18 protein-coding genes are annotated in these 25,400 nt (G+C 38.0%); 13 read left to right on the forward strand and 5 right to left on the reverse strand.

Translation table 11 applies throughout. The features are described 5' to 3' along the window. Positions 1 to 59 precede the first annotated feature (59 nt). Entirely contained in the window at positions 60 to 1,697 is a 1,638-nt protein-coding gene (locus tag VB797_RS13560) for a CTP synthase (RefSeq protein ID WP_323238213.1), read from the reverse strand. 86 nt (positions 1,698 to 1,783) lie between these two features. Between VB797_RS13560 and VB797_RS13565 the strand changes: the two genes are divergently transcribed. The 7 genes from VB797_RS13565 to VB797_RS13595 all read left to right on the forward strand — a co-directional run bounded on the left by VB797_RS13565 (position 1,784) and on the right by VB797_RS13595 (position 12,290). Further along, positions 1,784 to 3,556, forward strand: coding sequence for an N-acetylmuramoyl-L-alanine amidase (locus VB797_RS13565; protein ID WP_323238214.1), 1,773 nt, complete (start codon positions 1,784 to 1,786; stop codon positions 3,554 to 3,556). 1,115 nt (positions 3,557 to 4,671) lie between these two features. Next, positions 4,672 to 5,484, forward strand: a complete 813-nt coding sequence (locus tag VB797_RS13570; protein WP_323238215.1) for a WecB/TagA/CpsF family glycosyltransferase — start codon at positions 4,672 to 4,674, stop codon at positions 5,482 to 5,484. A gap of 113 nt (positions 5,485 to 5,597) precedes the next feature. After that, positions 5,598 to 7,793 carry a GumC family protein gene (locus VB797_RS13575; protein WP_323238216.1) on the forward strand — a complete coding sequence of 732 codons (2,196 nt, stop codon included), beginning with the start codon at positions 5,598 to 5,600 and terminating at the stop codon, positions 7,791 to 7,793. 52 nt (positions 7,794 to 7,845) lie between these two features. Further along, positions 7,846 to 8,430, forward strand: coding sequence for a serine O-acetyltransferase (locus VB797_RS13580; protein WP_323238217.1), 585 nt, complete (start codon positions 7,846 to 7,848; stop codon positions 8,428 to 8,430). A gap of 17 nt (positions 8,431 to 8,447) precedes the next feature. Next, positions 8,448 to 9,659: a glycosyltransferase family 2 protein gene (locus tag VB797_RS13585; RefSeq protein ID WP_323238218.1), complete on the forward strand. Its 1,212-nt coding sequence runs from the start codon at positions 8,448 to 8,450 to the stop codon at positions 9,657 to 9,659. 12 nt (positions 9,660 to 9,671) lie between these two features. Continuing rightward, the gene (locus VB797_RS13590) at positions 9,672 to 10,871 is read left to right on the forward strand and encodes a glycosyltransferase family 4 protein (RefSeq protein WP_323238219.1); all 1,200 of its coding nucleotides are present in this window, start codon (positions 9,672 to 9,674) and stop codon (positions 10,869 to 10,871) included. Between the two features lie 123 nt (positions 10,872 to 10,994). After that, a complete protein-coding gene (locus tag VB797_RS13595) occupies positions 10,995 to 12,290 on the forward strand; it encodes an O-antigen ligase family protein (protein WP_323238220.1) in 1,296 nt (431 codons plus the stop codon). A 140-nt stretch (positions 12,291 to 12,430) separates the two neighbouring features. Here VB797_RS13595 and VB797_RS13600 read toward each other — a convergent pair whose 3' ends face one another. After that, positions 12,431 to 13,495: a glycosyltransferase family 1 protein gene (locus VB797_RS13600; RefSeq protein WP_323238221.1), complete on the reverse strand. Its 1,065-nt coding sequence runs from the start codon at positions 13,493 to 13,495 to the stop codon at positions 12,431 to 12,433. A 238-nt stretch (positions 13,496 to 13,733) separates the two neighbouring features. Between VB797_RS13600 and VB797_RS13605 the strand changes: the two genes are divergently transcribed. The 3 genes from VB797_RS13605 to VB797_RS13615 all read left to right on the forward strand — a co-directional run bounded on the left by VB797_RS13605 (position 13,734) and on the right by VB797_RS13615 (position 16,831). Then, positions 13,734 to 14,384, forward strand: a complete 651-nt coding sequence (locus VB797_RS13605) for a methyltransferase domain-containing protein (protein WP_323238222.1) — start codon at positions 13,734 to 13,736, stop codon at positions 14,382 to 14,384. 100 nt (positions 14,385 to 14,484) lie between these two features. Then, positions 14,485 to 15,483, forward strand: coding sequence for a glycosyltransferase family A protein (locus VB797_RS13610; protein WP_323238223.1), 999 nt, complete (start codon positions 14,485 to 14,487; stop codon positions 15,481 to 15,483). Positions 15,484 to 15,586: 103 nt separating this feature from the next. Further along, entirely contained in the window at positions 15,587 to 16,831 is a 1,245-nt protein-coding gene (locus VB797_RS13615; RefSeq protein WP_323238224.1) for a Gfo/Idh/MocA family oxidoreductase, read from the forward strand. Between the two features lie 140 nt (positions 16,832 to 16,971). On the opposite strand, the gene VB797_RS13620 is transcribed toward VB797_RS13615, so the two are convergent. Continuing rightward, positions 16,972 to 18,210: a glycosyltransferase family 4 protein gene (locus VB797_RS13620; protein WP_323238225.1), complete on the reverse strand. Its 1,239-nt coding sequence runs from the start codon at positions 18,208 to 18,210 to the stop codon at positions 16,972 to 16,974. Positions 18,211 to 18,290: 80 nt separating this feature from the next. Then, positions 18,291 to 19,328, reverse strand: coding sequence for an NAD(P)-dependent oxidoreductase (locus tag VB797_RS13625; RefSeq protein ID WP_323238226.1), 1,038 nt, complete (start codon positions 19,326 to 19,328; stop codon positions 18,291 to 18,293). Between the two features lie 826 nt (positions 19,329 to 20,154). Between VB797_RS13625 and VB797_RS13630 the strand changes: the two genes are divergently transcribed. From VB797_RS13630 to VB797_RS13640, 3 genes are all read left to right on the forward strand, one after another. Then, positions 20,155 to 21,495 carry an oligosaccharide flippase family protein gene (locus VB797_RS13630; RefSeq protein WP_323238227.1) on the forward strand — a complete coding sequence of 447 codons (1,341 nt, stop codon included), beginning with the start codon at positions 20,155 to 20,157 and terminating at the stop codon, positions 21,493 to 21,495. Positions 21,496 to 21,554: 59 nt separating this feature from the next. Beyond that, complete coding sequence (locus VB797_RS13635) at positions 21,555 to 22,895, forward strand: glycosyltransferase family 4 protein (protein WP_323238228.1); 1,341 nt, start codon at positions 21,555 to 21,557, stop codon at positions 22,893 to 22,895. A gap of 618 nt (positions 22,896 to 23,513) precedes the next feature. Next, a complete protein-coding gene (locus VB797_RS13640) occupies positions 23,514 to 24,596 on the forward strand; it encodes a glycosyltransferase family 4 protein (protein WP_323238229.1) in 1,083 nt (360 codons plus the stop codon). A 146-nt stretch (positions 24,597 to 24,742) separates the two neighbouring features. Here VB797_RS13640 and VB797_RS13645 read toward each other — a convergent pair whose 3' ends face one another. Further along, a complete protein-coding gene (locus VB797_RS13645; protein ID WP_323238230.1) occupies positions 24,743 to 25,252 on the reverse strand; it encodes a DUF2085 domain-containing protein in 510 nt (169 codons plus the stop codon). Between the last annotated feature and the right edge of the window lie 148 nt (positions 25,253 to 25,400).

The raw sequence follows: 25,400 nt of genomic DNA on the forward strand, positions 1-25,400 counted from the left end.
TCTGTCTCAGAGTATAAAGCCTTGACTGCCTTCTCGTTGTGAGTAAATACTCTGGAACTTCAAGACACTTGGACGGGTGCTGTTAAGCCGTCACGTTCGCGAGAACGGGTAATAGCTGCTTGCATTAAACCTTTAAACAAAGGATGGGGTGCGTTAGGACGCGATAAAAATTCTGGATGAAATTGACAAGCTATGAAGAAGGGATGATCGGGGAGTTCGACTATTTCTACTAATCTTCCGTCGGGAGAAGTTCCACCAATTAAGTAACCGGATTCCAAAAACAAGTTTCGGTAAGCGTTATTAAATTCGTAACGATGGCGATGTCTTTCGAGAGTTTTTTCTTCGAGGTATAATTTAAAAGCTAGAGTACCGGGAACTATATGACAGGGATACACGCCCAAACGCATTGTACCGCCCAAGTCAACTACATCCTGCTGTTCTGGTAGCAAGTTAATTACTGGATTGAGGCAATTTTCGTTAAATTCGGCGCTTTGAGCATCTTTAAGCTTTGCGACGTTTCTTGCCCATTCAATTACACAGCACTGCATTCCCAAACATAAACCCAAGAATGGTATTTGCCGTTCGCGAGCGTATTTGATGGCGGCGATCTTACCATCAATCCCGCGAGAACCAAATCCTCCCGGTACGACTATTGCATCTACTCCCTTGAGATGAATTTCTGGTGGTTCGCTTTCCAATTCTTCCGAATTGATCCAGCGTATATGTAATTCTCCACGACTAGCGATCGCCGCGTGACGCAGTGATTCAACCACAGAAAGATAAGCATCGCTCAACTGGACGTATTTACCAACTATGGCAACTTCTACGCGATGATCGGGGTTATACATCCGCTTAACTAAGGTCTGCCATTGCTGTAAATCTGGTGGTTGTTGCTTCATCTGAAGCAGGGAAAGGGTTTGGGTTGCCAATCCTTCTTGTTCTAAAATTAACGGTACTTCGTAAATGCTTTTAGCGTCGATGCAGGGAATTACACATTCCACCGGCACGTCGCAAAATGCAGATAATTTTTCTTTTATTCCTTCTGGTAGTTGACGGTCGCATCGGCAAACTAGTATATCTGGTTGAATGCCAATAGACCTAAGTTCTTTAACTGAATGTTGAGTTGGTTTGGTTTTCAATTCCCCAGCTGAGGCAATCCACGGTATCAAAGTTACGTGGAGATACAGCACGTTTTGCCGCCCTACTTCCTTACGAAACTGCCGAATTGCTTCTAAAAACGGTAGGGATTCAATATCGCCTACCGTGCCGCCAATCTCCGTGATTACCACATCAGGATTAGTATTTTGGGCGACGCGAGTAATCCGTTCTTTGATTTCGTTGGTGATGTGAGGTATTACCTGTACGGTACCACCGTTATAGTCACCGCGCCGTTCTCGGTTGATTACAGCTTGGTAAATAGAACCAGTAGTAACGCTGTTGAGACGGGACATAGAAGTGTCGGTGAAGCGTTCGTAATGTCCCAAATCTAAATCGGTTTCAGCACCGTCTTGGGTTACGAAAACTTCACCATGTTGAAACGGACTCATGGTTCCTGGGTCAACATTAATATATGGATCGAGCTTGAGTATCGATACAGAATAATCACGCGATTTTAGCAATCGTCCCAGGCTAGCTGCTACAATTCCTTTACCGATACTGGAAACTACGCCACCAGTAACAAATACGAACTTCGTCATAGGATTTTTAAGTTTCAAGCAACTTCTAAAAATTACATCCCGTCATTGTGCCACAGTAGATGTTGAGAATATTGTGTAATATCGACGTGAAACCACTGTTAGGATTAGTACTATTAGCTTCGATCGCGACTTCCGATTTAGCTTCGGCACAAGAACAAACTCTGAGAGTGGTTTATCCCCCGACAAACCACAAAACAACCTCAGATAGAATCTTTTTCATTGGTACGGCTCCACCAACCGGACAAGTTCTGATAAATGGTAAACCAATTAATCGTTCTCAATCCGGTCATTTTGCACCTAGTTTCCCTTTACAGATAGGGGAAAACTTATTTACAATTCGCCATTTATCCCAAGAGATTCAAATTAAAGTAACTAGGCTTAACGACCAACAGTCGGTACCCAAAGGGTTAGCGTTTGCCAAAGAATCTTTAATTCCACAAGTTGATATTGCTAGACTTCCAGGAGAACTTATATGTTTTAGCGCGATCGCACCTCCAAGCGCCACAGTATCTGTAAAATTGGGTGAAAATAAACAAGTTCCTCTGCTGCTTCAACCACCACAAGCACAGTTACCCAGCAATTTAGCGGCTTTAACAGGAACTAATCAACCCCAAAAGGCTACGATCGGCGAATATTCTGGCTGTACCACAATAGAATCTGCTGCTGAAGCAAAACCAGCATATCAACTAACGTTGAACGGTCAAACAATAACTCAAGAAGCCCCTGGAAAGATAAGCATTCTAAAACTCGCGAATTTGCCAGTTATAGAAGTAAATGCCGAGTATGGTGTGGCTCGCACCGGGCCTTCTACTGATTATTCTAGACTAACGCCATTGCCAAAGGGTACCCGTTCGGCTGTAACGGGAAAAACGGGTGAATGGCTGCGTTTGGAATATGGTGCTTGGATTAAAAGCGCGGAAACTGTGACTTTACCCAACGCGATCGTCCCAAATACAATAATTCGTAGTGTCGCTTCCAGTCAAACTAAAACCGAAACCTTGGTAAGTTTCCCATTACAAACTCCCGTACCCGTGAGCGTCAAGCAGGATGCGGATAAATTTACCTTAACGCTGCACAACACTACCGCTCAAACTGACACCATTCCATTTAATGATAATCCGTTTATCTCAATGATGGATTGGCAACAAATACCTCCTTCTCCAGGAGTAAATTCTGGTGCAGTGCAATATGTTTTTAATCTGAAGAAAAATCAACATTGGGGATACAAATTGGCATATGAAGGAACAACTTTAAAGTTAAAATTACGTCATCCTCCCCAATTAGCTCGTAGCAGACGGAAACCTTTATCAGGAATTAAGATTTTATTAGACCCCGGACATGGTGGTGAAGAATCGGGAGCCACTGGACCAACGGGCTTAGCAGAAAAAGATGTAAATTTAACTGTATCCAAGCTGCTGCGTGAAGAATTGGTTAAACGAGGCGCAACAGTGGTAATGACGCGGGAAGATGATAAATTTGTATCATTAGACCAAAGGCAACTAATAATTTCTCAAGAAGAACCCACCTTATCATTATCTGTTCATTACAATGCTCTTCCCGATTATGGTGATGCAGAAAAAACCAAGGGTGTAGGAATGTTTTGGTATCATCCCCAAGCCCATAGTTTGGCTGTATTTCTACATAATTATTTAGTTGAGAAATTAGATAGACCTTCCTATGGTGTATTTTGGAACAACTTAGCGTTAACTCGTCCTGAAGCAGCACCATCACTACTCTTGGAATTAGGTTTTATGAGCAACCCAGAGGAATTTGAGTGGGTGACAAATCCTAAACAACAGAAAAAATTAGCGCAAACTCTTGCTGATGGGATTACAAAGTGGTTAAAAAGTAATTCTTAAATTGATGCTTAAAGAGTATTGCATTTTAAGTACAACAACTAAGCGATCGCGTATCTAATTTTTGTATAATAAGCGGGCATCTTGCCCGTCTAAGTGTCCTTAACCAAAATAACTGCTAGTAGTTCACCACATAAGTTATGAGGAGTATTAGCTGAGTCCTATTTATAGGACTTATGCTATCAGACAGGGACTTGCAGTCCCTGGCGGATTGGATGCCACCCGTCAAAATTAATGTAGTGGAATACTAGTACTTGACCACATAAGTTATGAGGGGTTAGCGTAGTGCGTGTGCGTAAGCGCAGACTCACGAAGTGTGCGCGTTCACCGCAAGGTGTTCCCGCAGGGAAGCGCAAGCGTCCCGCGATCTTTCTACCACGAGCGAGCAAGATGCTCGCACTACGAAAATTTTATCCATCAAAATTAATGTGGTGGAATACTAGTAATAGTTCTTTTCATTAATATCTTTATTCATACTGACTTGTTAGATAATAAATAATCAAAAATTACGAATAAAAAGTATGTACTTATTGATGTATTTATAAAGTTTTACAAATATTTATCCAAATACTTATATATTTACCCATCAAAACACGAATATGTTTAAACTTTGTTAAATTATAACCGAAAAGACGATTAAAAAAGAAAAAAGAAGCCTTGTCTATCCAAAACCATGCTATTTTTTCCGGAATTTTACGGTAACTTTATAATTACTTTACTATAAACGGCTGTTTCTACACATTAACTTTATAGTAGTATGTTTAAATGATTCCAATTGAAGTTATATTAAAGTTTGTTCGCAGAAAAATGAAGAAATAGACATAAACCATTGTATTTTGTCTAAATCCTAATTGTTTTTGATTCATAAGTTTTTGCTTGAAGCTAATTATTTAAAATCCTTTAGCCTCTGCTGCGGTAACGATGAGTGTTCACATCCAAATCCAAGCTGTTGGTTGATTAATATGATGACCAAACAAGATTGGAAATCCTCGGATTATAACCATGTGAAAACCGCATTTTAATTGCGCTTGTTCCGTAGAGTCATTTGAGTTTCCCTAATTATTGGTAGACCTGGCTAGTCGTTTCATTTTAAACGTAGTATCGTTTGGATACAGGTGATGATACAGGTGCAGTTACTGAACGTAAATATTCACAATGTCGCGATGAGCGACCTGTTAAATAATCTGCGAGACGGTGGTCTTGTAGTGACTCCCAACGTAGACCACCTGATGAAGTTGCAGAGAGACCCTGATTTTTATGGAGTTTATCAAGAAGCAGAATACAGAGTTTGCGATAGCAAAATATTGATGTATGTATCTCATTTCTTAGGAACACCCATACGAGAAAAAATATCCGGTTCCGATCTGTTTCCAGCTTTTTATACTTATTATAAAAACGATGAAAGCATAAAAATTTTTTTACTTGGAGCCGCAGATGGAATTGCGGAGATCGCTCAGAAAAATATTAATTCTAAGGTAGGGAGAAATATCATTGTCGATACTTACTCACCCCCTTTTGGATTTGAGAAAGATGGAGAGGAATGTCAGAAAATTTTGAACATGATTAATTCTTCAAATGCAACTGTTTTAGCAATTGGAGTGGGCGCTCCCAAACAAGAAATATGGGTTGCAAAACATAGAAAACATTTGCACAAAATCGAGATATTTTTGGCAATCGGTGCAACTATTAACTTTGAAGCTGGAAATATCAAACGTTGTCCAAAATGGATGAGTGAAGTTGGTTTGGAGTGGCTATATAGACTTTCAAGCGAACCGAAGAGGCTTTGGAAAAGATATATCATGGATGCGCTTCCATTCCTTTATTTAATCTTCAAGCAACGGCTTAAACTGTATAAAAATCCGTGGTCGAAAGTGAAACGAAATCGAACTAATAATATTTTGTCTGCTTTCAAAGGTTTTAAGAGGATGTAGAAGTTATTTGTACTTCTCTTAAAAAACATACCAAACTATAAAAAACTGGTATTTCTCTTTGATTTTTTTGTACTATTACCACAATTAAAAAATACGTAACCCCATCAGGAGCTATGGAGAATAATAACTATCCTGAAGAGATAGATATACAAAAGTATTTGCTGGTTTTGAAACGCCGCTGGCTAGTAGCAACAATTGTTTTCGCTGGTTTTGCTGGTTTTGCAGCTTTCAATTGGATAACTCAAAAGCCTGCCTCTGAAGCTACAGGGAAACTACTTTTTCGAGCAGATAACACCTCATCTCTAACGGGTGCTGGAAAAGACATTGGTCATTTAGAATCAATCAAACGCGAAGCTAACCCTTTAGATACGCAAGCAATAATTTTGCAGTCCGAACCAATAATTAAGGAAGTTGTAAAGTCTCTGGATCTTGAAGAAAAAAATGGTCAACCTTTAAATCCAGATTCAATATCTATCAGTACTGGTTCAATTGTAGGTACTGATATAATGAGAGTTTCTTACACATCTGATAATCCAGAATTAGCTATAAAAGTAGTTAATAATGTGATGGAAGCCTATATTAAACAGAATATTGATAGCAACAGTTCTGAAGCGATCGCAGCAGGAAGGTTTATTGAGCGACAATTGCCAGGAGCGGAAAAAGAATTAAACAACGCAACAAGAGAATTACGAGATTTCAAACAGAAAAATCAAGTAATCGAGTTAAAAGAAGAGAAAATTAAAGCAGTTGATATTATTAATGAAATAGATAAAGAATTAGCCGAGGCTAAATCGGACTTTGCTGAAATAAGCGCGAGAGAAAATGAAGTCAGTCGTCAAGTAAATTTACCTTTGGATAAGGCTATAGATATAACTTCTTTAAGTCAAGTCAAAGGGGTACAGGAAGTATTAGATGAATTACAAAAAGTACAAACTGAATTAACAACTTTAAGAACTACACGGACTAACGCTCATCCATCTATTGTGGATCTTGAACAAAAAGAAGCTGCTTTAAATAATTTATTGCAGAAGCGAACAATTGAGTCTTTAGGATATCAAGCGCGGATTGCTCCAAGCAGTTTACAAATAGGACAAGTTAAGCAAAACTTGACTGCCGAATTTGTTGACTTACACTCACAGCGCTTAGGTTTGGCAAAGAAGATAGAATCTTTGTCTGAACTAAGGAATATTTACAAGCAGAGGACTGAAAATATTCCAAATTTAGAGAGAATGCAAAATCAGTTAGAACAAAGATTATCAATAGCCCAAAAAAGTTACGAAAACCTCAAGGCAAGATTAGAAGAAACTAAATTAGCAGAAAATCAAACTGTGGGGAATGCCAGTATCGTTGAAAAAGCGAGGGAAGTACATCCTAGTCCTCAAGATCAGAAAAAGAGATTTCTAATTAGTTTTGGTAGCCTCTTTGTTGGTTTATTACTAAGTATCGGTTCGGCTTATTTTGCAGATTTGATTGATCGAAGGCTGAAAACTGCTAAAGAAGCGGAGAATCTTTTTGGCTACACCTTGCTCGGGTTAATTCCCAAATTCGATATTAATACTGGTAATATATCTGCTGTAAAGAATCAAATTGCAGGAGTATCCGAAAGAGTTATTGTTGCAACTTCACCTCGCACGGTAATTCACGAAGCATATCAAATGCTTCAAGCTAACTTGAAATTTATCAGCTTAGATAAGAAAGTTCGCTCAATTGTAGTCACAAGTTCTGTAGCAGGTGAAGGTAAAACAGAAGTCGCAGCTAATTTAGCAGCAGTTATGGCACAGGTAGGAAGACGAGTGCTGTTAATTGATGCCGATCTGCGTCAGCCATCTCAACATCATCTTTGGGGTTTAATTAACTCTATTGGTTTGAGTAATGTGATGGTTGGAGAAAACAATTTAGAAGATGCCGTGCAAATAGTTGCGGATAATCTATCAGTGCTAACATCAGGCGTTATGCCGCCGAATCCCCTAGCATTAATCGATTCAGAGCGAATGACAAGTTTTATAGAGATGCTGTCTGTTAATTACGATTACATAGTTTTTGATACTCCTCCTTTAGTTGGAACTGCGGAGACTGCGGTTTTATCGCAAATGGTGGATGGCGTTTTGGTTGTAGTTAGACCTGGATTAGTAGATTCAGCGAGTGCTAATGCTGCAAAGTCTTTACTAGAAAGGTCGGAGGCGAATGTTTTGGGAATTATTGCCAATGGTGTAAATGTCAAGCACGAGCCAAATAACTATTTCTATTACAGTAGTCCTCAATCTGAATCGAGCGCTGAGAAAGTGGACGCGGGGATAATGCGTTCTTAAATCTAGAAGTTAGAAGTGAATACTCGACCCGAACACTAATCAAAGGTGAACTATGAGTACCCAACTGAACGAAATAACAAATTACAGCCAAACGCAAATGTCAGCTAATGATTTGAGTTTGTGGGAGCAGTTGAAGGAAGACTGGACAACTCACGGACGAGATTGGACGCGACCGGGATTTCGAGCCGTTGCAGTTCATCGTTTCGGAGTTTGGCGGATGAAAGTTAAATCCAAATGGATGCGATCGCCTTTAACTTTGATATATAAAATGATGCATCGTAAGGTTCGCAATACTTACGGAATTGAAATACCATTTACCGTTAAACTAGGGCGGCGCGTGGTTGTCGAACACCAGGGTGGGATTGTAATTAACGGATTTTGTGCAATTGACGATGATTCGATTATTCGTCAGGGAGTGAGTTTAGGTAATCGTTATTTAGAGCGTCCTTTGGAAGTGCCGAAGTTGGGAAAAAGGGTAAATGTAGGAGCGGGAGCCAAGATTTTTGGCGATATTTTTATTGGAGATGGAGCGAATATCGGAGCTAATGCGGTTGTTTTATGTGATGTACCACCGGGAGCAACCGCAGTAGGCATACCTGCAAAGATAGTTTGTAAAACTATAAAACAAGTAAATTAAGGTGACGACCGATGTTTATGAATCAGTTATTAGGATGCATTTATACCGTATTATTTGCTTGTGCCGTCTGGTTATTTGTTCTGTGCAGCGTGCTTTTTATAGAATGTATGGTGGCATTATTGCCGATTCCTCGAATTAATACTTACTACAGACAAGATATTAAAGATGTTGAATTTACTGTTTTAATTCCGGCTCATAATGAAGAAGTTGTAATTGGTTCGACGTTAGAAAATTTGAAATTAAAGTTAAATAGCTTACATAGGGTCGTAGTAGTAGCTGATAATTGTACTGATAATACTGCGGAGATTGCCCGTACCGCTGGAGCCACAGTTATCGAACGTCACGAACCGAATTTGAGGGGTAAGGGATACGCTTTGGATTATGGTTTATGCTTTTTAGAATCGCATCCGCCTGATGTTGTGGTCTTTTTAGATGCTGATTGTCAAGTTTCAGAAAATGCCATTGAACAACTTATCCAAAAAGCTATAACTACAGGAAGACCCGTGCAAGCAACATATTTGATGGCACAGCCGAGTAATAGTACAGCCAAGCAATCGGTTTCAGCATTTGCTTTTAGGGTCAAAAATCAGGTTCGTTTGCTTGGTTTAGCCAAACTGGGGATGCCTTGTTTGTTGACTGGTACGGGTATGGCTTTTCCTTTCGCTGTAATTCGCTCTGTGAATTTAGCTAGTGGCAGTATCGTCGAAGACATGAAATTAGGTATAGATTTAAGTATTGCGGGCTATCCACCATTATTTTGTCCGCAAGCTCAGATCGAGGGGATTTTACCGCAGCAAACGAAAGCAGTAAAAAGTCAGCGAAAGCGTTGGGAACACGGTCATTTAAATACTTTACTCACTTATGTGCCAACTTTATTCAAAGAATCAGTACAACAAAAACGATTTGACCTGTTGGTAAGTGCTATTGACTTGTGCGTGCCACCTCTATCTTTATTCGTTTTAATCTGGTTTTCTGCCTTAGTATTTTCTTTGATAAGCGCAATATTTACAGCAACATGGTTGCCCTTAATTACGATCATTGCGGGTGGATGTTTATTTTTTGCGAGTGTGATAGCAGCCTGGACTAAATTTGGGCGTACCGATTTACCTTTGTTAGAACTTTTGGCTATACCTTTTTATATTATGAAAAAGATACCTATATATTTTCAATTTTTGGCTCAACCTCAGAATACTTGGATTCGTACAGAAAGAGATTCAATTAATATGTGATTAAATAAGAAAATGTCTAAACCCTTACGGATTATTTATGCTCTTGGTCCAGAAGATGCTGTCGAAGCTTATCATTGCTGGATTAATAAAGAAGATACACCTTCACAAGTATCGGTTGCCTTCTCTAGTCAATTCTATGATGTTTGTCAGGAATTAGATGCTTCATGTTATGTAATTGCAAGCTCGAATCAAAAAGAATTTGTTAAAAGCGAGGGTTTTATCGTTGAACATCGTCCGTTACTATCGTCGGGAGCCAAGGGAATTTTATTTCACTTAGGATATATCGGCAACGGATTATTATTACTCTTACAGGCAATACGCTTTAAAGCAAATGTTGTGGTTGTAGATAGTGGTACAACCTATTGGTTTGTATTGTCTTTGTTTTCTGGGTTCGGAATCAAAGTTATACCATCCCTACATTGTTTGCTGTGGCGCAAGTATTTACCCTTACGCTTAATTGATAAATTGAATGTAAAACTTAGTACAAATTTATTTGCTCGTGACTCTCAAGCAATACTTGTAGCCTCAGAAGATATTTCCAAGCAAATTTCTGAATTAACAAATGGTAAACACCGACCTATTTTAGAATTTCTTTCTACTTATCGCCGAGCAGACTTTGCTGATATTAACGAATCACATCCAGAGCATTCACCTTTTCAAATTTTGTTTGCGGGTAGGGTTGAGCAAAATAAAGGAGTTTTTGACCTGCTGGAAATTGCCAAGCGTTTTGCTGTTGACAGACTTGATATTATTTTCAATATCTGTGGTGAGGGGTCGGCTTTAGAAAGTTTACGCCGTCAAACGATTCAAGCTGGAATTAATAAGTCTTTTATTTTTCATGGGTACTGTAGTAAATCGCAGATGCGGGAAATGTATCGCCACTCTCACGTTGTCATTGTACCAACGAGAACAAACTTTAGCGAAGGTTTCAACCGCGTAGTCTGTGAAAGCATATTATCTGGTCGTCCCGTGGTTACTTCCGCAGTCTGTCCGGCGTTGTCTTACGTTCGTGAAGCTGTTATGGAAGTTCCTCCCAATGATATTAGGGCTTATGGCGATGCTTTACTCTCACTATACGGCGATCGCCAACTTTACGAACAAAAGAAGCAAAGGTGCTTGATACTGCAAGAAAAGTTTTATGACACTACAAAGAGTTGGGGAACTGCTTTAAAATCTATTTTGCTTTCAATAAAGTCTGAACCCATAAATTAACTACCAATGAGATAATTGGCGATTCCTAATATACTGTATCAAATAAGCGAGGACAAAAATCAATTGAAAATTATAAATTAAATCCAAATAAATTATCAATAAATAATTTGACTAATAAATGACGTGAAAAAACAACATCTAGAAATAGCTGAAAAAATCTTTGTGATTATTGGCTTAACTTTTTTCTCTGGAGGTTTTGCTGTTGGTTCTACTAAAACTTCGCCAGGAATAATCTCAGAGTCAATAATATCAATAATTAGATATTTTGTTTGGTCAACTTCTCTGATCTTGATTTGCTTTAGTTATAAAAGAGCTTTACATATAGCTAGTAAAGATATCTTTATTTGGATACTGACAGCAATAGTTTATTCATCATCTATATGGTCGGTTAATCCTGAGTTCACTGAAAAATTTATGCCAGAAGTTTTACAAATGACTTCATTTGGTTTATATTTTGCAACAAGATTTAGTCTAAAACAACAGGTAAGATTAGTTGCTTGGACATTTGGTCTTGGAGCTATATTAAGTATGCTTGTTGTCTGGCGTTTACCTAGCGCTGGCTTGCACTGGCACGACCATCCAGGTGCGTGGAAAGGAATTTATGATTACAAAAATACCTTTGGTAGCTTGATGGTTTTAAGTTCAATAGCCTTCTTATTGTTGCCTATTAATAATCTCAAACATCGCCGATATAAATGGGCTGGTTTTGTAATATCGCTGTTATTTATAATATTTTCAACTTCAAAAACTTCTATTGTTGTTTCTTTTGTCACTATCTCAATTGTGCTATTTTATCAGAAATTTAGATGGAAAGGAAAAGTTAGCGTATTTTATATAGATGCTGTATTGCTTTTTGCTGGTTCGATTGCCACGATAGTGATTGGTTTATGGGTAGAAATCTTAGGTCTTATGGGTAAAGACGCTACTTTAACAGGGCGAACACCTATGTGGAATGTAGCGTTCACGGAACTGATGAGAGAACCTTGGTTTGGTTTTGGAAGAGGAGCATTCTGGGCAGAAAAAAGTAAATATGCAATTGAGGCAGGCTATGCAGTCTCGGAAGGTTTTGTGCCTCCTCATGCCCATAATGGTTTTATTGATATAATGCTCGATGTTGGTTTTGTTGGTTTTTTTCTTTTTCTGATTAGTTTTGGCATAGTTTACTTTCGCTCGCTAAAACTAGCTTATGGGTCTGAGAATTTAGAGGATATGTGGCCTTTAGCTTATCTATTATTTTTAACTTTAAATAACATGATGGAAAGTTATCTGCTACGTCTTGCTAACGTATATTGGGTTCTGTATATAGCGGTTGCTTTTTCGGTTAGGGCAAGAAAAACAATCAGTATTAATACAACCCAGAAAAAACCAGCATTAACTAGATTTTCGCAACGGAATTCTCAAAATGCATTTTTAAAGTAATGCACTTAAGCGCGAACAAGTTTGATAATGCAACTCTAATAGATAAAATTAACTGGAGGTTTGAATAAAAGATATTAACTAGAAGGTCTGTTATTGTTGGGTGAAATTTTAAAACTCAACACCCAACTTACCTCAACTTTTTATGTTATTTTTCCAGAAATTGGACGATATCCATGATGCCGATGATAATTAGCTGTTGCTCTAGCAACTTGATTGCGAAATACATTGATGGCAAACTCTCCTATCCGACTGACTTGAGTTCGCTGACACCACCGAGAATATCTTTGCGCTACAAGTCCTCCAAGAACATCATGCCATTGTTGTACAATACGCTCTACGGTGAAATCTTGCGAACGTTCAAGCCCATTGGCAATCATCTTTTGATATAAAGAAGGTTCATTTTTTAGACGACGAATTGCATCGATCGCTTGTTGTGGTGTTCTGATCTCAATGAAGTCTAATGCATCTCGCCGTAGTTGAACGAATGCTGGTTCGGGTCCTAACAGTGCTGGTACACCTGCCATCCATGAGTTGACAAGCTTGCTAGCCGGTTTGACAAGGTAATCCTTGTGTGGTAAATCGCGCACTGCAATTACTAAATCGGCATCGCTATAGTCGTGCCATTGGACTGGTTGATTCTTTGGTTTTGGGCTAATTACCAACCGTACTCCCAACTTATCTAATTCTTGAATAAACTCTGGAGAACGAAATGCTTCATATAAATTACCTTCATGTCCTTTAAAAACCAAATTCTCAATTCGATTCCTTCTCTCTTGCTGGCGCGGGATCAAACCTGGTTGAGGCCAATGAGGAATTAATACATCTGTTTTCGATTCTACATTTGCCTGATTTTGAACTATGGCAAAATTAGATAAAACTGGTTTATGTCCGTCGCTACGACAGCCGACTACAAAACAAGAAAAAGGCTTTTGCCTCATGCGGAAATCTATCGCACTGACAACACAGATTTCTCCGGGTATAAAACGGTCGGATATTGATATATTCAAATGACGTTGCTTCAAATACAAATATGTCAGAATAATCCAACAATCTTCATTAGTAATGATTCGGCTATGAATCTTTTTGGGATCGGGAAGCGCATCTGATGAAGATAAGAATAAGTCCGACCACTTTTGTGGATGATTACATACAAATGTAACCGGAAATGGGAAAGGAGTTAACGTGTTCAGTTGCTCTGTTTGCATTATTTTTACTGATGCATTTGATAAACCTTTTTCAAGAATTAGAACATAGAAATCGGCTAATTTCAATAGAATAAAATTAACAAAAATATTAAATATTTGATCTGACTTTGAAAAAAATGGTAAATTGGCATTTGATAGAAGCTAATTGATAAAAATAACCACCGTAAAAAGTCCGAAATACTGATAGATTCCGAGCGAGCCGAAACAGAATAAAATTTCAAATATGGAGACAATTAATATGCACATAGCTTATGCAAAAGCCTCGGAATGGGCAAAACATAATTCCTTTGGTAAAGCTTGGCGATTAGAGCGGATGAAGCAATTTCTCGCTTTAGTAAAACCACCTTCCCACGCGAAAATTATTGACTTGGGAGGGCATATGCCGATGTGGCAATGGTTTGACCATGATTTTGAAGTGACGCTAGTAAATTTACCAGGTTCTTATAAAAGTACTGGTAAGTTTGGAAAATATACTTTAGTTGAAGGAGATGCGACTAATTTATCCGACAGCTTCGCGAATAAATCCTTCGATATCGTATTTAGTAATTCAGTTATCGAACACGTTGGAGATGAATCAAAGCAAGCTGATTTTGCATCTGAAGTAATGCGTTTAGCTAAAGGCTATTGGGTACAAACGCCAAGTAATTATTGGCCTATTGAGCCGCATACTGGTGTCATTGGTTATTGGTTACTACCGGAATTCGTGCAAAAAAAATTACAGAAATCCTGGGAAAAGAAATTACCCGTTTGGACGGAGATGGTCAGAGGTACGAGAGTGCTTTCTAAAAATCGAATGCGCGAACTGTTTCCCGATAGCAAGTGTTACGTAGAACGGAAGCTTTTATTAGAAAAGTCTTATGCTACTTACAAGCCTTTTCAAGCTGATTAGGATTTTAATAAATAAGACACGCATTTATCCTGTCTATTAATTAAAATAGTTTTTCTATTTTATATTTTGATTTCAAAAAATAGATTACGGGAGAGAATAAGTGAATGCAATTGGAGTAGTTGTAATTGGACGTAACGAAGGAAGTCGGCTCAAACAATGTTTGCTCTCAATTTTAGGAAAAGTAAAAACAGTTGTTTACGTTGATTCTGGTTCTACTGATGGCAGCGTTGAATTAGCTCGTAATTTGGGCGTTAATGTTGTTGAGCTAGATCTATCAATTCCCTTTACTGCTGCTCGTGCCAGAAATGCGGGATTTGAATATCTACTGCAAATAGAACCGTCAGTTGAGTTTGTGCAGTTCGTGGATGGAGACTGTCTGGTAGTAGACGAATGGCTGGAAAAAGCAACCCAGATACTGAATGCGAAACCTGAAATTGTGGTAGTTTGCGGTAGAAGACGGGAAGAATTTCCCACCAATATTTACAATCGCTTATGCGATATTGAATGGGATACTCCCGTGGGTGAAGCTAAAGCCTGCGGTGGTGATGCGATGATGCGCGTCAAAGCTTTGAAACAGGTTAATGGCTTTAATCCCACTTTGATCGCTGGAGAAGAACCAGAATTATGCGTGCGATTACGTCAAGCTGGGGGCAAAATCATGCGTATAGATGCCGAAATGACTTTACACGATGCTCAAATTATGCATTTCAGGCAGTGGTGGAAGCGTTCGATTCGTAACGGACACGCTTATGCTGAAGGTGCCTTTATGCACGGAAAATCTCCTGAAAAACATTGGGTCAAAGAAAGTCGTAGAATTTGGGTTTGGGGTTTAATATTGCCACTTTTAGCAGTTGCTAACGCCTGGTTAACTAATGGGATAAGCATCATCTTACTTTTAGGGGCTTATGCTCTATTAGCTTCTCGTGTCTATAAATATGCGAAAACAAGAGAAATTGCTTCTTCTGATGCATTGCTTTATAGTCTGTTTTGCGTATTAGATAAATTTCCTGGAATTATAGGTCAGATTCAGTTTCATTTATCCCGCTTATTAAGAAGGAAATCTACTATTGTTGAGTATAAAGGTATAGCAGCTAGTTAATAATAGTTAGGAGTTAGTACCACCGGACTTATTAATCAGTGTCATCCATTTAATCCGTGTTCGGAGTTAGGAGTTGAAGTAAAGAATAATCAGTAAAAAAATTATGCTACTTAAAAATGTATTTAAGATTTCTAATTTAGTTAGAAAGAAAGATACCACCTTTTCTAAAGAATCAATAACTCCGGTTAACCAAAATAGCAATAAAAATAATTTATCCTACAAATCTATTGCCATCGTTGGTTGTGGGTATGTTGCTGATTATTACCTTAAAACTCTCTCAATGCATCCGCAATTAAAACTTGTGGGAGTGATGGATAAAATTGGCGATCGCGCTACTAAGTTTGCTAACTACCATAATGTAGATCGCGTTTACGAAACTTTGACCGAAATACTTGAGGATAATACGGTCGATATAGTCTTAAATTTGACTAATCCACGCAGTCATTACGAAGTTTCTAAAGCTTGTTTGGAGGCTGGGAAACACGTTTATTCGGAAAAACCGTTTGCAATGCAAATGGAACAAGCCAAGGAACTCGTGGATACAGCTTTATCCAAAAGTTTATATCTTTCCTCCGCCCCATGCAGCCTATTGAGCGAAACCGCGCAAACAATGTGGAAAGCATTGCGAGAAAATCAGGTGGGAAAAGTTCGCTTAGTTTATGCGGAAATGGACGACGGGTTAGTTCACCAAATGCCTTATCAAAAATGGCTGAGTGAATCGGGTACACCTTGGCCTTACAAAGATGAATTTGAAGTTGGCTGTACGTTAGAACACGCAGGTTACTATGTAAACTGGCTGACAGCTTTCTTCGGTCCTGCGGAGACTGTTTCGGCATTCTCGTCTTGTGTAATTCCAGATAAACAGACTGATGTACCGTTAGATATTGATGCTCCTGACTTTTCTGTAGCCTGTATTAAATTTGCATCTGGAGTAGTTGCGAGATTAACCTGTAGTATTGTTGCACCTCATGACCATTCTTTAAAGATTATTGGCGATGACGGTATACTCGGCATTGATGATTGCTGGTATTATGGAACCCCCGTTTATATCCGTCGCAGTCTTACTATAGGACGAAAAAGACTTGAAGGTGTTTGGAAGAAAAATTATCCTTTAGTCAAAAAAGCGCCCAAATTTGGATATAAAGGGGCGCAACAAATGGATTTTTGTCGGGGTGTGGCAGAAATGGCTGATGCGATGATCGAAAATCGTCCTTGTAGACTATCACCTAGATTTTCACTACACAATAATGAAATAGTATTAGCAATTCAAAATTCTTTAGAAACGGGTTCTCCTTATAAAATGACTACTTCCTTCGAGCCTGTAGAGCCGATGGATTGGGCGAAGTAGGAGAGGGGGGATGGGGGGATGGGGGGATGGGGAAGAGGGGGAAGAGGGGGTAGGTAATTATTATTAATTCCTAACTCATAACTCATAACTCATAACTCATAACTCTTAACTCCTAACTTATAATGCCCAATGCCCAATTCCTAACTCTTGGTAACTGGCAACTGGTAACTGTCAACTGGTTGCAGTGCTTTGCTCATGATTTTGTACAGTTTTTGAGCTTCAAGATTAATATTAAATTCTTTTTCTACTTTGTTTCTGCCTGCGGTGCCGAATTTGGCTCTGAGTTCGCAGTCATTCAGTAGTTTTTCGATGCTATTAGTAAGAGAAGTTGTATCTCCGGCAGGTACGATGTAGCCGCTAACGTTATTTTCTACTAATTCACAGACCCCGGCGATTTGGGTCGCAACTACGGGTACTCCTGCGGCCATTGCTTCCATTAAGACTACGGGTACTCCTTCAGCAAAGCTGGATGAAATAAATACGTCTGCTTCCTCAAAGTATTTACGTACTTCCGCTTGCGATTTGTAGCCCACAAAATTTACATTATCGCTCAAGCCTAAATTAGCCGTCATTTGCTCTAAATAAGTGCGATCGCTGCCGTCACCAATTACTGTTAAGATCAAATCCCGATGCTGTTGCTTCAAAGAAACTAAACTTTCTAAAAGTATCGGTAAGCCTTTGACAATAGTCAGTCTGCTGACAAAAAGTAAACGTTTTCCTTTTCCTTTATGTGACACTACTTTAAATAATGCTGGGTCGATACCGCAGTGAACTATATGCAAGCGATTCCATTTTTTAATGGGTGCAAATATCATTCCCTGACTGCGACAATAGTTACTAATGCAACTTACAAATAAAGCCCTGTTTATTTTCTCATCCAGTCTCCAATGATACGGTTGAAAGAAGATATAGGGACCGTGTAAGGTAAAGCTGTAACTAAAGCCTCCCAAGGAAGCTGCTAACATCGCAACGCTACAGCTAGAATCTCCAAAATGGTTGTGTAGATGGGGAATTTGCCTCTTTTTAATTTCTTGAGCGAGAATACCTGCTTCTAAAAAGTAGAACAACTGATATATATTGCCGCGCAATCCATATATTCTTGTTGACCAAGCTAATTTAAGCGCTGTCAAATACCTTGAGGGTGAAGCGAATAATAGATTTAAATGCGATCGCAGCAATTTTATGGGGTGTGGAGGGAGAATATAAAAAGTTTGATTTCGTTCTTGTTTTTGTTCTTCTCCTACCATATGTTCTTCACCTGTAGGTCGCACGGAAAAAGTGTGTATTTCTGCTCCTAATTGACGAAGAGTCGCAACTTCACGTTGAATAAAAGTATCCGTAGCTCTAGGATATTCTCCCGTAAGATAGGCAATACGCATAAATCAGGTTAAAGGTGGAAGGTTAAAGGTTAAAGGTTATAAGTTAGGAGTTATTTTTTAATTTCTCCCATCTCCTTGTTCTATTTGTGCGATCGCGAAGCAATACCCGTTTTATTTGCTACATCCCAAAGCGCATCTATCTCGCTACAGCTACGTTTTAAAGCTTCATTTAAGGAATATTTGGGCTGCCAATCTAGTATATTTTGGGCTTTTTCGTTACTGTAGCTAAACGGTTTGAAGCGGGCTTCTAGTCTTGCTGGTATCAAGATTCCGGGTAGCTTAATTCCTAATAATATTTTGTGAGATAACCAAGCGCTACGGGATAACAAACGCATCAATGTCCAATTAATCCCAATGGAAGGCTGACGTGGTAACAATTTGACTATTTTTTGGGCATAAACTTTTTGGGTTGGTAAATCCGAGTCAACAATATTCAAAGTTTCACCGATCGCTTCTCGACGAGAACAAGCGCTAACTATTGCTTGAGCGCAGTTTTCTACATAAGTAAGGGGAAGCTGGGCGTTTCCACCAATCCGAATCCACAGACGATTTTTTAAATTTATCCCTAAATGGGCATTCCATAAATTGTTTCTTCCGTAAACTATCCCCGGACGGAGAATTGTCACTTCTCCCCGATTTGTCTGTTCAAAATCTCGAAACAAACTTTCTTGAATTAATTTAGTTTGGGCGTAAATGTCCCTATAATTCGGCTGACTTTCGATAGCTGAATCTTCGTTGATAACGCGATCGCGAATATTTAAGTAGTCGTACACGCTAAATGTACTGATTGCCACCAAACGCTTGATATCCGCTACTACCATTGCTTTAAGTAAATTCTCGGTAGCGGCAACAGTATTTGCATACTGCGTATCGTAGTTACCCTGTTTAGCTGCGGCTAAATGTACTACGGTGTCTATACCTTCTAAAGCATCTTCGAGTCCTTTTGATTCGGTTAAATTAATACGGATTAATTCTAAATTGTCAGCATTGCACCAAGGTAAACGTTTTTCATCTGATGTATGCCTAATTACAGCACGTACTTGAAAACCGTGTCGCAATGCTTCAGCAACTACATACTTTCCTAAAAAACCAGATGCTCCTGTTATCAGTAATTTCATATCTGACAGTTTGTGTAATTTTTATAGCCTTTAGATTTTTACTTTACTGCAATAAATGCTTTATTCTATTATTTTCCAGATAACTGTTGCAAAAGCAAGGAAATACCAATTGATATTATTAAAAGAAAGAAAATTATTCTAAAAGCTAAGTTGCTTATATCCTAAATAATAGATAGCACTCAAGGTCGAAATTTAAACCAAGTATTATCTATATTAAATCTTACTTTAAAACTGTAACCATTACTAATTCAATCAATTATACACTTGATTCCTTCGTTAAAGTTATCATATAAGTATGGTAAAACTACTTAACTTCCTGTAAAATAAGCTGCTTTATTTATAATTTTTTGAAGTTAAAAAAGTCTTAATTGTCATTATTTGAATAGTAATCTTTACAAAAGCTTTAAATAAAACCTATTTTCTACATCTGAAATTTATATTTTAGCGGTGATTTTACTTTGAGAATAAATTATGTTATTGTTTCAAATGTTTAAAGATTTTGTAAATAAAACTCATTCGTGTAAATTCTAGTAAGTTTGCGTATGATTGTTGAAATTTCTTTAAAGTTAAGACTTAAAAAAAATAAACTTAAATATGGCTTTATAACCGTAGTTTAAATATTTTATTTTGAAAAAAGCTTTGATCGGGAGAAAACTATCATCTAGTTAATTGTGTAATGTAGCCTAACATTTCATCCTAACATTCAATTGGCTGGCGACTATGATTATGCTACAAAAATACAGATAGAATGCTTCCAATTATGACTTGCTCCTGTTTGTTATCTGATAATTGACTTGGCTTTATCAGTCAAATTGTTTTAATAATTATGACATCTTTGAAAAAGCTTGCTATTCGGGGTGCAATTTGGACGCTCGCGGGTTATGGAACCAGTCAAGTATTCCGATTTGCCAGTAATCTGATTTTGACTCGCCTGCTAGTACCAGAATATTTTGGTTTAATGGCTTTAGTTAATACTTTTAGGGCTGGTATCGAATTGTTTTCAGACCTCGGTATTCCTCAAAGTATTGTTAATAATAAACGAGGTGATGAACCAGATTTTCGTAATACTGCCTGGACTTTACAGATTATTCGGGGCTTTATACTTTGGTTTTTCTGCTTGCTACTTACTGTACCATTAACAAATTTTTACGATGACCCTCGACTAATATGGTTAATTCCACTGATGGGATTTTCCTCTGTAATTGATGGCTTTTGTTCCACTGCTACTCTCACTTGCGAACGTCGAATTGATTTGGGTAGATTGACTCGATTCGACTTAATTATACAAATAATGACTATATCTACTTTTATTATCTGGGCTTGGGTAAGCCCTAGTATTTTTGCTTTAGCGATGGGAGTAGTATTAGGAGCGATTTACAGAACTGCGAGCAGTTATTTATTAATACCGGAATATACTAACCGCTTTGCTTGGGATGCTTATGCATTGAAAGAGATTTTATCTTTCGGTAGATGGATGTTTATTTCATCAGCATTGATGTTCGTATCAGAACAAGCAGACCGTCTAATTCTTGCCAAACTTCTGTCATTTAAGCTTTTAGGTATTTACACAATTGCTTATACTTTGGCAAGTATACCGCGAGAGATAATTAAAAAACTTAGTTTTAGGGTTATTTTCCCCGCAATTTCCAATCAATTGGATTTGCCGCGAGCCAGTCTTCGAGAAAAGATTCTTCGTCAGCGAAGAACTTTACTATTAGGATGTGCAATTTTATTAGCGTCTTTAGTCACCTTGGGCGATCTAATTATTGGCACGCTTTATGACCAAAGGTATGAAGAGGCACAATGGATGATGCCAATTCTGAGTTGTGGCATTTGGTTTTCCCTATTGTTTTACACAATCAGTCCTGCTCTTTTAGCAATAAAAAAACCGTTATATTCGGCTCAAAGCAACTTCGCTCGGTTTGTAATAATTGGTGTGGGATTGCCATTAGCTTTTTATCGTTTTGGTACTTTGGGAGCAATTATTACGATCGCGATCGGTGACTTTCCCTTATATATAGTTAATATTTTAGGACTAAGACAAGAAAAACTGTCCTGTATTGCTCAAGATATCCAAGCTACAGCCTTTTTCCTCGGCATACTTGCACTATTTCTTTTAATTCGTAATTTACTGGGTTTTGGATTTCCATTTCAAAGCATAATTTAAATAAATAATTATATTTTGAAGATCGGTTAATTTCATAATTCTGTTTAAATAAAAATATCATGATATCAACAATAGATAACAATAGTCAAAACTCCTTGCGAGTAGTATTAGTGGCAGAGAATGTATCTCGCCGCATGGGTGGTGAATCGGGCAAAAATCTTTATTATTTCTATCTGTTTCAGGAACGCGGTATTGATTTACAGATAGTTTGTCATGCAAGGGTTAGAGAGGAACTTCGTCAAGAATTTCCTCACGACCAAGATTTTAATAAATTTCACTTTATTGAAGATAATTGGTTACAAAAAAGTATCTGGCGAGTCGGTAAATTATTTCACTACAGGATTGAAGATTTAATATTTCTACAAATGGTGCATTGGATTACTCAAATCCAGGCTAGAAAAGTGGTGAAAAAACTTATTAAAAGTCAAGATATTCATATTGTTTTTCAGCCTTCACCAATTACACCCAAAGGATTGAACTTTATGTACAATTTAGGTGTACCAGTAGTACTTGGACCTTTAGCAGGTGGTGTTGATTTCCCTCCAGATTTCCGCTACATGGATTCTAAATTTGCTGTTGTGTCAGTGACTTTAGGAAGGTTACTTTCTAACATATTACATCGATTTGTACCGGGTAAATTGAAAGCAGAAACCTTAATTGTTGCCAACGACCTGACTAAAAAATCTTTACCAACAGGATGTAAGGGAAAGGTTTACGAGGTAATTGAATGTGGAGTTGATTTAGATATTTGGCAACCAAGAAAACAGCCAGAGACCAATCCGGAAAAACCAGTTCGTTTTGTGTATTTAGGTCGTTTTGTAGATTGGAAAGGAATTCAATTTTTAGTTGATGCTTTTAAACAAGTTGCTGACGAAACAAACGCCGTTTTAGAATTAGTTGGAGACGGAGAATTACGCGAAGATTTAGAAACACAAGTTGCCGATTTAGGTTTAGAAAATAACGTCAAATTTCGCGGCTGGATGAAACGCGAACAAGCATCAAAATTACTTTGCGAATGCGATGTTTTCGTAATGCCTTCCTTGCGCGAAGCTGGTGGTAATGCCGTTTTAGAAGCGATGGCTTTAGGATTACCCGTGATTGCAACAAAATGGGCTGGTCCGGCAAATACCCTACATCCTGACTGCGGTATTTGGGTCGAACCGACTTCGATAGAAGCTTTTGTGAATGGGTTCGCTTTATCAATGATTAAACTTGCTAATTCACCAGAATTACGTCGTCAAATGGGAGAAGCTGGTCCGAAACGAGTGCGTACTAACTACTTTGATTGGGATTCTAAAGTTGATCGGATTATTGAAATTTTCGATGAAACCCTTTCACGTCAACCAGAAGCTCAAAAAACTTGTCAACCTCGTAAGTTAACTTCTCAAACTTATACTTAAAGTCTAAGTATAAAATCCCTGTGCCTTTTTTAGAATAAAATTCATACAAAATATATGAATCTCTTGTTCCTTGTCTTTGGCAAGGAACACAGTGTTTTGAGGCTCTGCCTAGGGTGTTGATTTTAAGGAAAATTAACCATATTTTTTTCACATAATTTAATACAGTAATTAACTAGTTCCCAGTCGGAGACTATTGATGACAACTTAAGGATATAAACAATTTGTCAATAAGCAATAATGCTTAAATTTTGCTCTGAAAGCCAGGTTGGAAACAGCATTTTTAGTTAAGTAATCGCGAAATTTTGAATCCATGATTCCCAAATTTCGCTAAAAACTCAGTACGAAGCTTGATTTAATACCTTGCATTCACCTCGTTTTTAACGATAATTACGAGTTGACATCATTAATTTCACCTTAAGTTGTCACAAATAGACAGAGCCTGGGAACAAGAAAACAAGAAAAAAATATTTATCGTTGCACTACGCTATTACAACTTTTTTATTTTAATTTATTATTATTTCATCAGAATAAATCATGTTTTATTAAATCAAGCAACAAAAGGGCAAAAATAATCTTCAATAGGTAAATTCACTTAAAAAGTTGAATTAAAAATCTATAATGGCATATCATTTAGCCCTCAGCAGTTGTTTTGATTTAGAACATATCAAGCAAGATGCTCAGGTTGGTAAGAGTCCCGCTCATGTCATATTTGAAATTAGTCGGCTGTTAAACGCAAAAATACATCAGCCATGCAAATATTTTTTGCTACCAGTAGATCTTGTTCGTGAAAAGATTATAGGATGCAGACATAGTTGGGCTTTAGCACGTCAACTATCTATTAGACTTACTGGTGATGATGTAATATTTTGCACTGATGAGAACGTAGGTTTACCAATTGCTGCGCTCTGTGGAGGAAGAGAAAAGGGAGCGAAAGTAGTTGTATTTATCCATAACCTTAACAGACCGCGAGGACGTTTAGCCTTGAAGTTGTTTGGGATAAGAAAGCGCGTTGATTTATTCATGACAGCTAATCAAGAACAAGCTGATTTTTTGCGCGATTATCTGGATCTACCCGAGAATCGCGTTTGTCTATTTCCCTATCAGCCTACAGATATATCATTCTTCACACCCAAAGCTTCAAAAGATAAATTGCGTCCGGTGATTGTTAGTGGAGGTTTGGAACAACGGGATTATCGAACTCTTGTACGAGCAACAGAGTCTCTAAATGTTGATGTCAAAATCTGCGCTGCTTCTCCAACTAAAACTGTTGATTCGCGGACTTTTCCTAAAGTTATTCCTGCAAATGTGTCCTATGGCTACTATGACTGGAAATCTTTAGTACAGCTTTACTGCGATGCTGATATTGTTGTTGTTCCTCTTTACCCAAACAACTTTCAAGCAGGTTTATCTACTTTATTTGAAGCGCTTGCTTGTCGTAAGCCAGTAATTATCACTCGTGCATCGGGAATTATCCAAGAACTCATTGATGCAAAAGCGGTTTTGGGTGTTAATCCCAATGATTCTGAGGGTTTAAATCAAGCAATTAACAGCCTGTTAGGAAATCCTAAACAGGGTGAAGCTTTAGCCGCAAAGGGTTATCAGTTAGTGATTGAGCAGTACAATCACCATGTTTATGTTAAAGCTTTGGTTGAGCAATTGACCAATATTTCGATTGCTCGATGTCTAATGGCTAAGTCCTGATAATTTTTTGTTTCGAGACTACAACATACAGGGTTGCATCTTTTTTATATTCGTTTAAGGGTTTCTCAAACAATTTTCTGTAAATAAATAAGGGGAATCCCGGCAATGCGCTGCTCTCCATCCCACAATTTGATTAAGCTTTATATTCAAGTGGGATTTAAACTTTGCTTACCGTGTAAAATCGGCATGGTAAACAAACCCCAAGCCAAACCTGTAATTAAACCAAATGGCACAACAATAAGATTTTGAAAATTCCACCAGCCCAAAATCTGTCCCGCCATTTCCAGGGGATATGCCATCATTAATACAGTAGCTAGCGCTGCTCCATTCCAACCGTATTGATGCAGCCAGTAAAAAGCTTTTCCCTCATCTGCCATATATAGTAAGCGGGTAGCAAATAAACCCATTACGGTACCGTAGCAGCGCATACATACAGCCATGATGAAAGGTGGTGCTAACTCAACTCCCATCTGAGGTTGAGGGCAAACGTGATGACCCATAAAATAAATTATCTTTGCAATAGTCGGTAAAATTGGCAACCCAGAAGCGGCAAGAAAAGGAGCAGCGATCGGTCCGATTACCATTCCTGTAAGTAGGAAGTCAGCAATAAAACTTACGGGGTTAATTTGGAATTGTTTGTGGGATGTTAGCTGCATTTTACTTTAGTTAAATAATATTTTTTGACTGGGTGCTGTTGGTTTAATAAATTAATTTTTTTTGTTGAGTAAGTATTCGTGCAAAATAAATTAAACATTTAGTCTGGGGAGGGAATAGGGTTGGGGGGAATAGGGAAGGTTTATATAA

It is taken from the genome of Rivularia sp. UHCC 0363, assembly GCF_034931125.1.
Lineage (GTDB): Bacteria > Cyanobacteriota > Cyanobacteriia > Cyanobacteriales > Nostocaceae > Rivularia.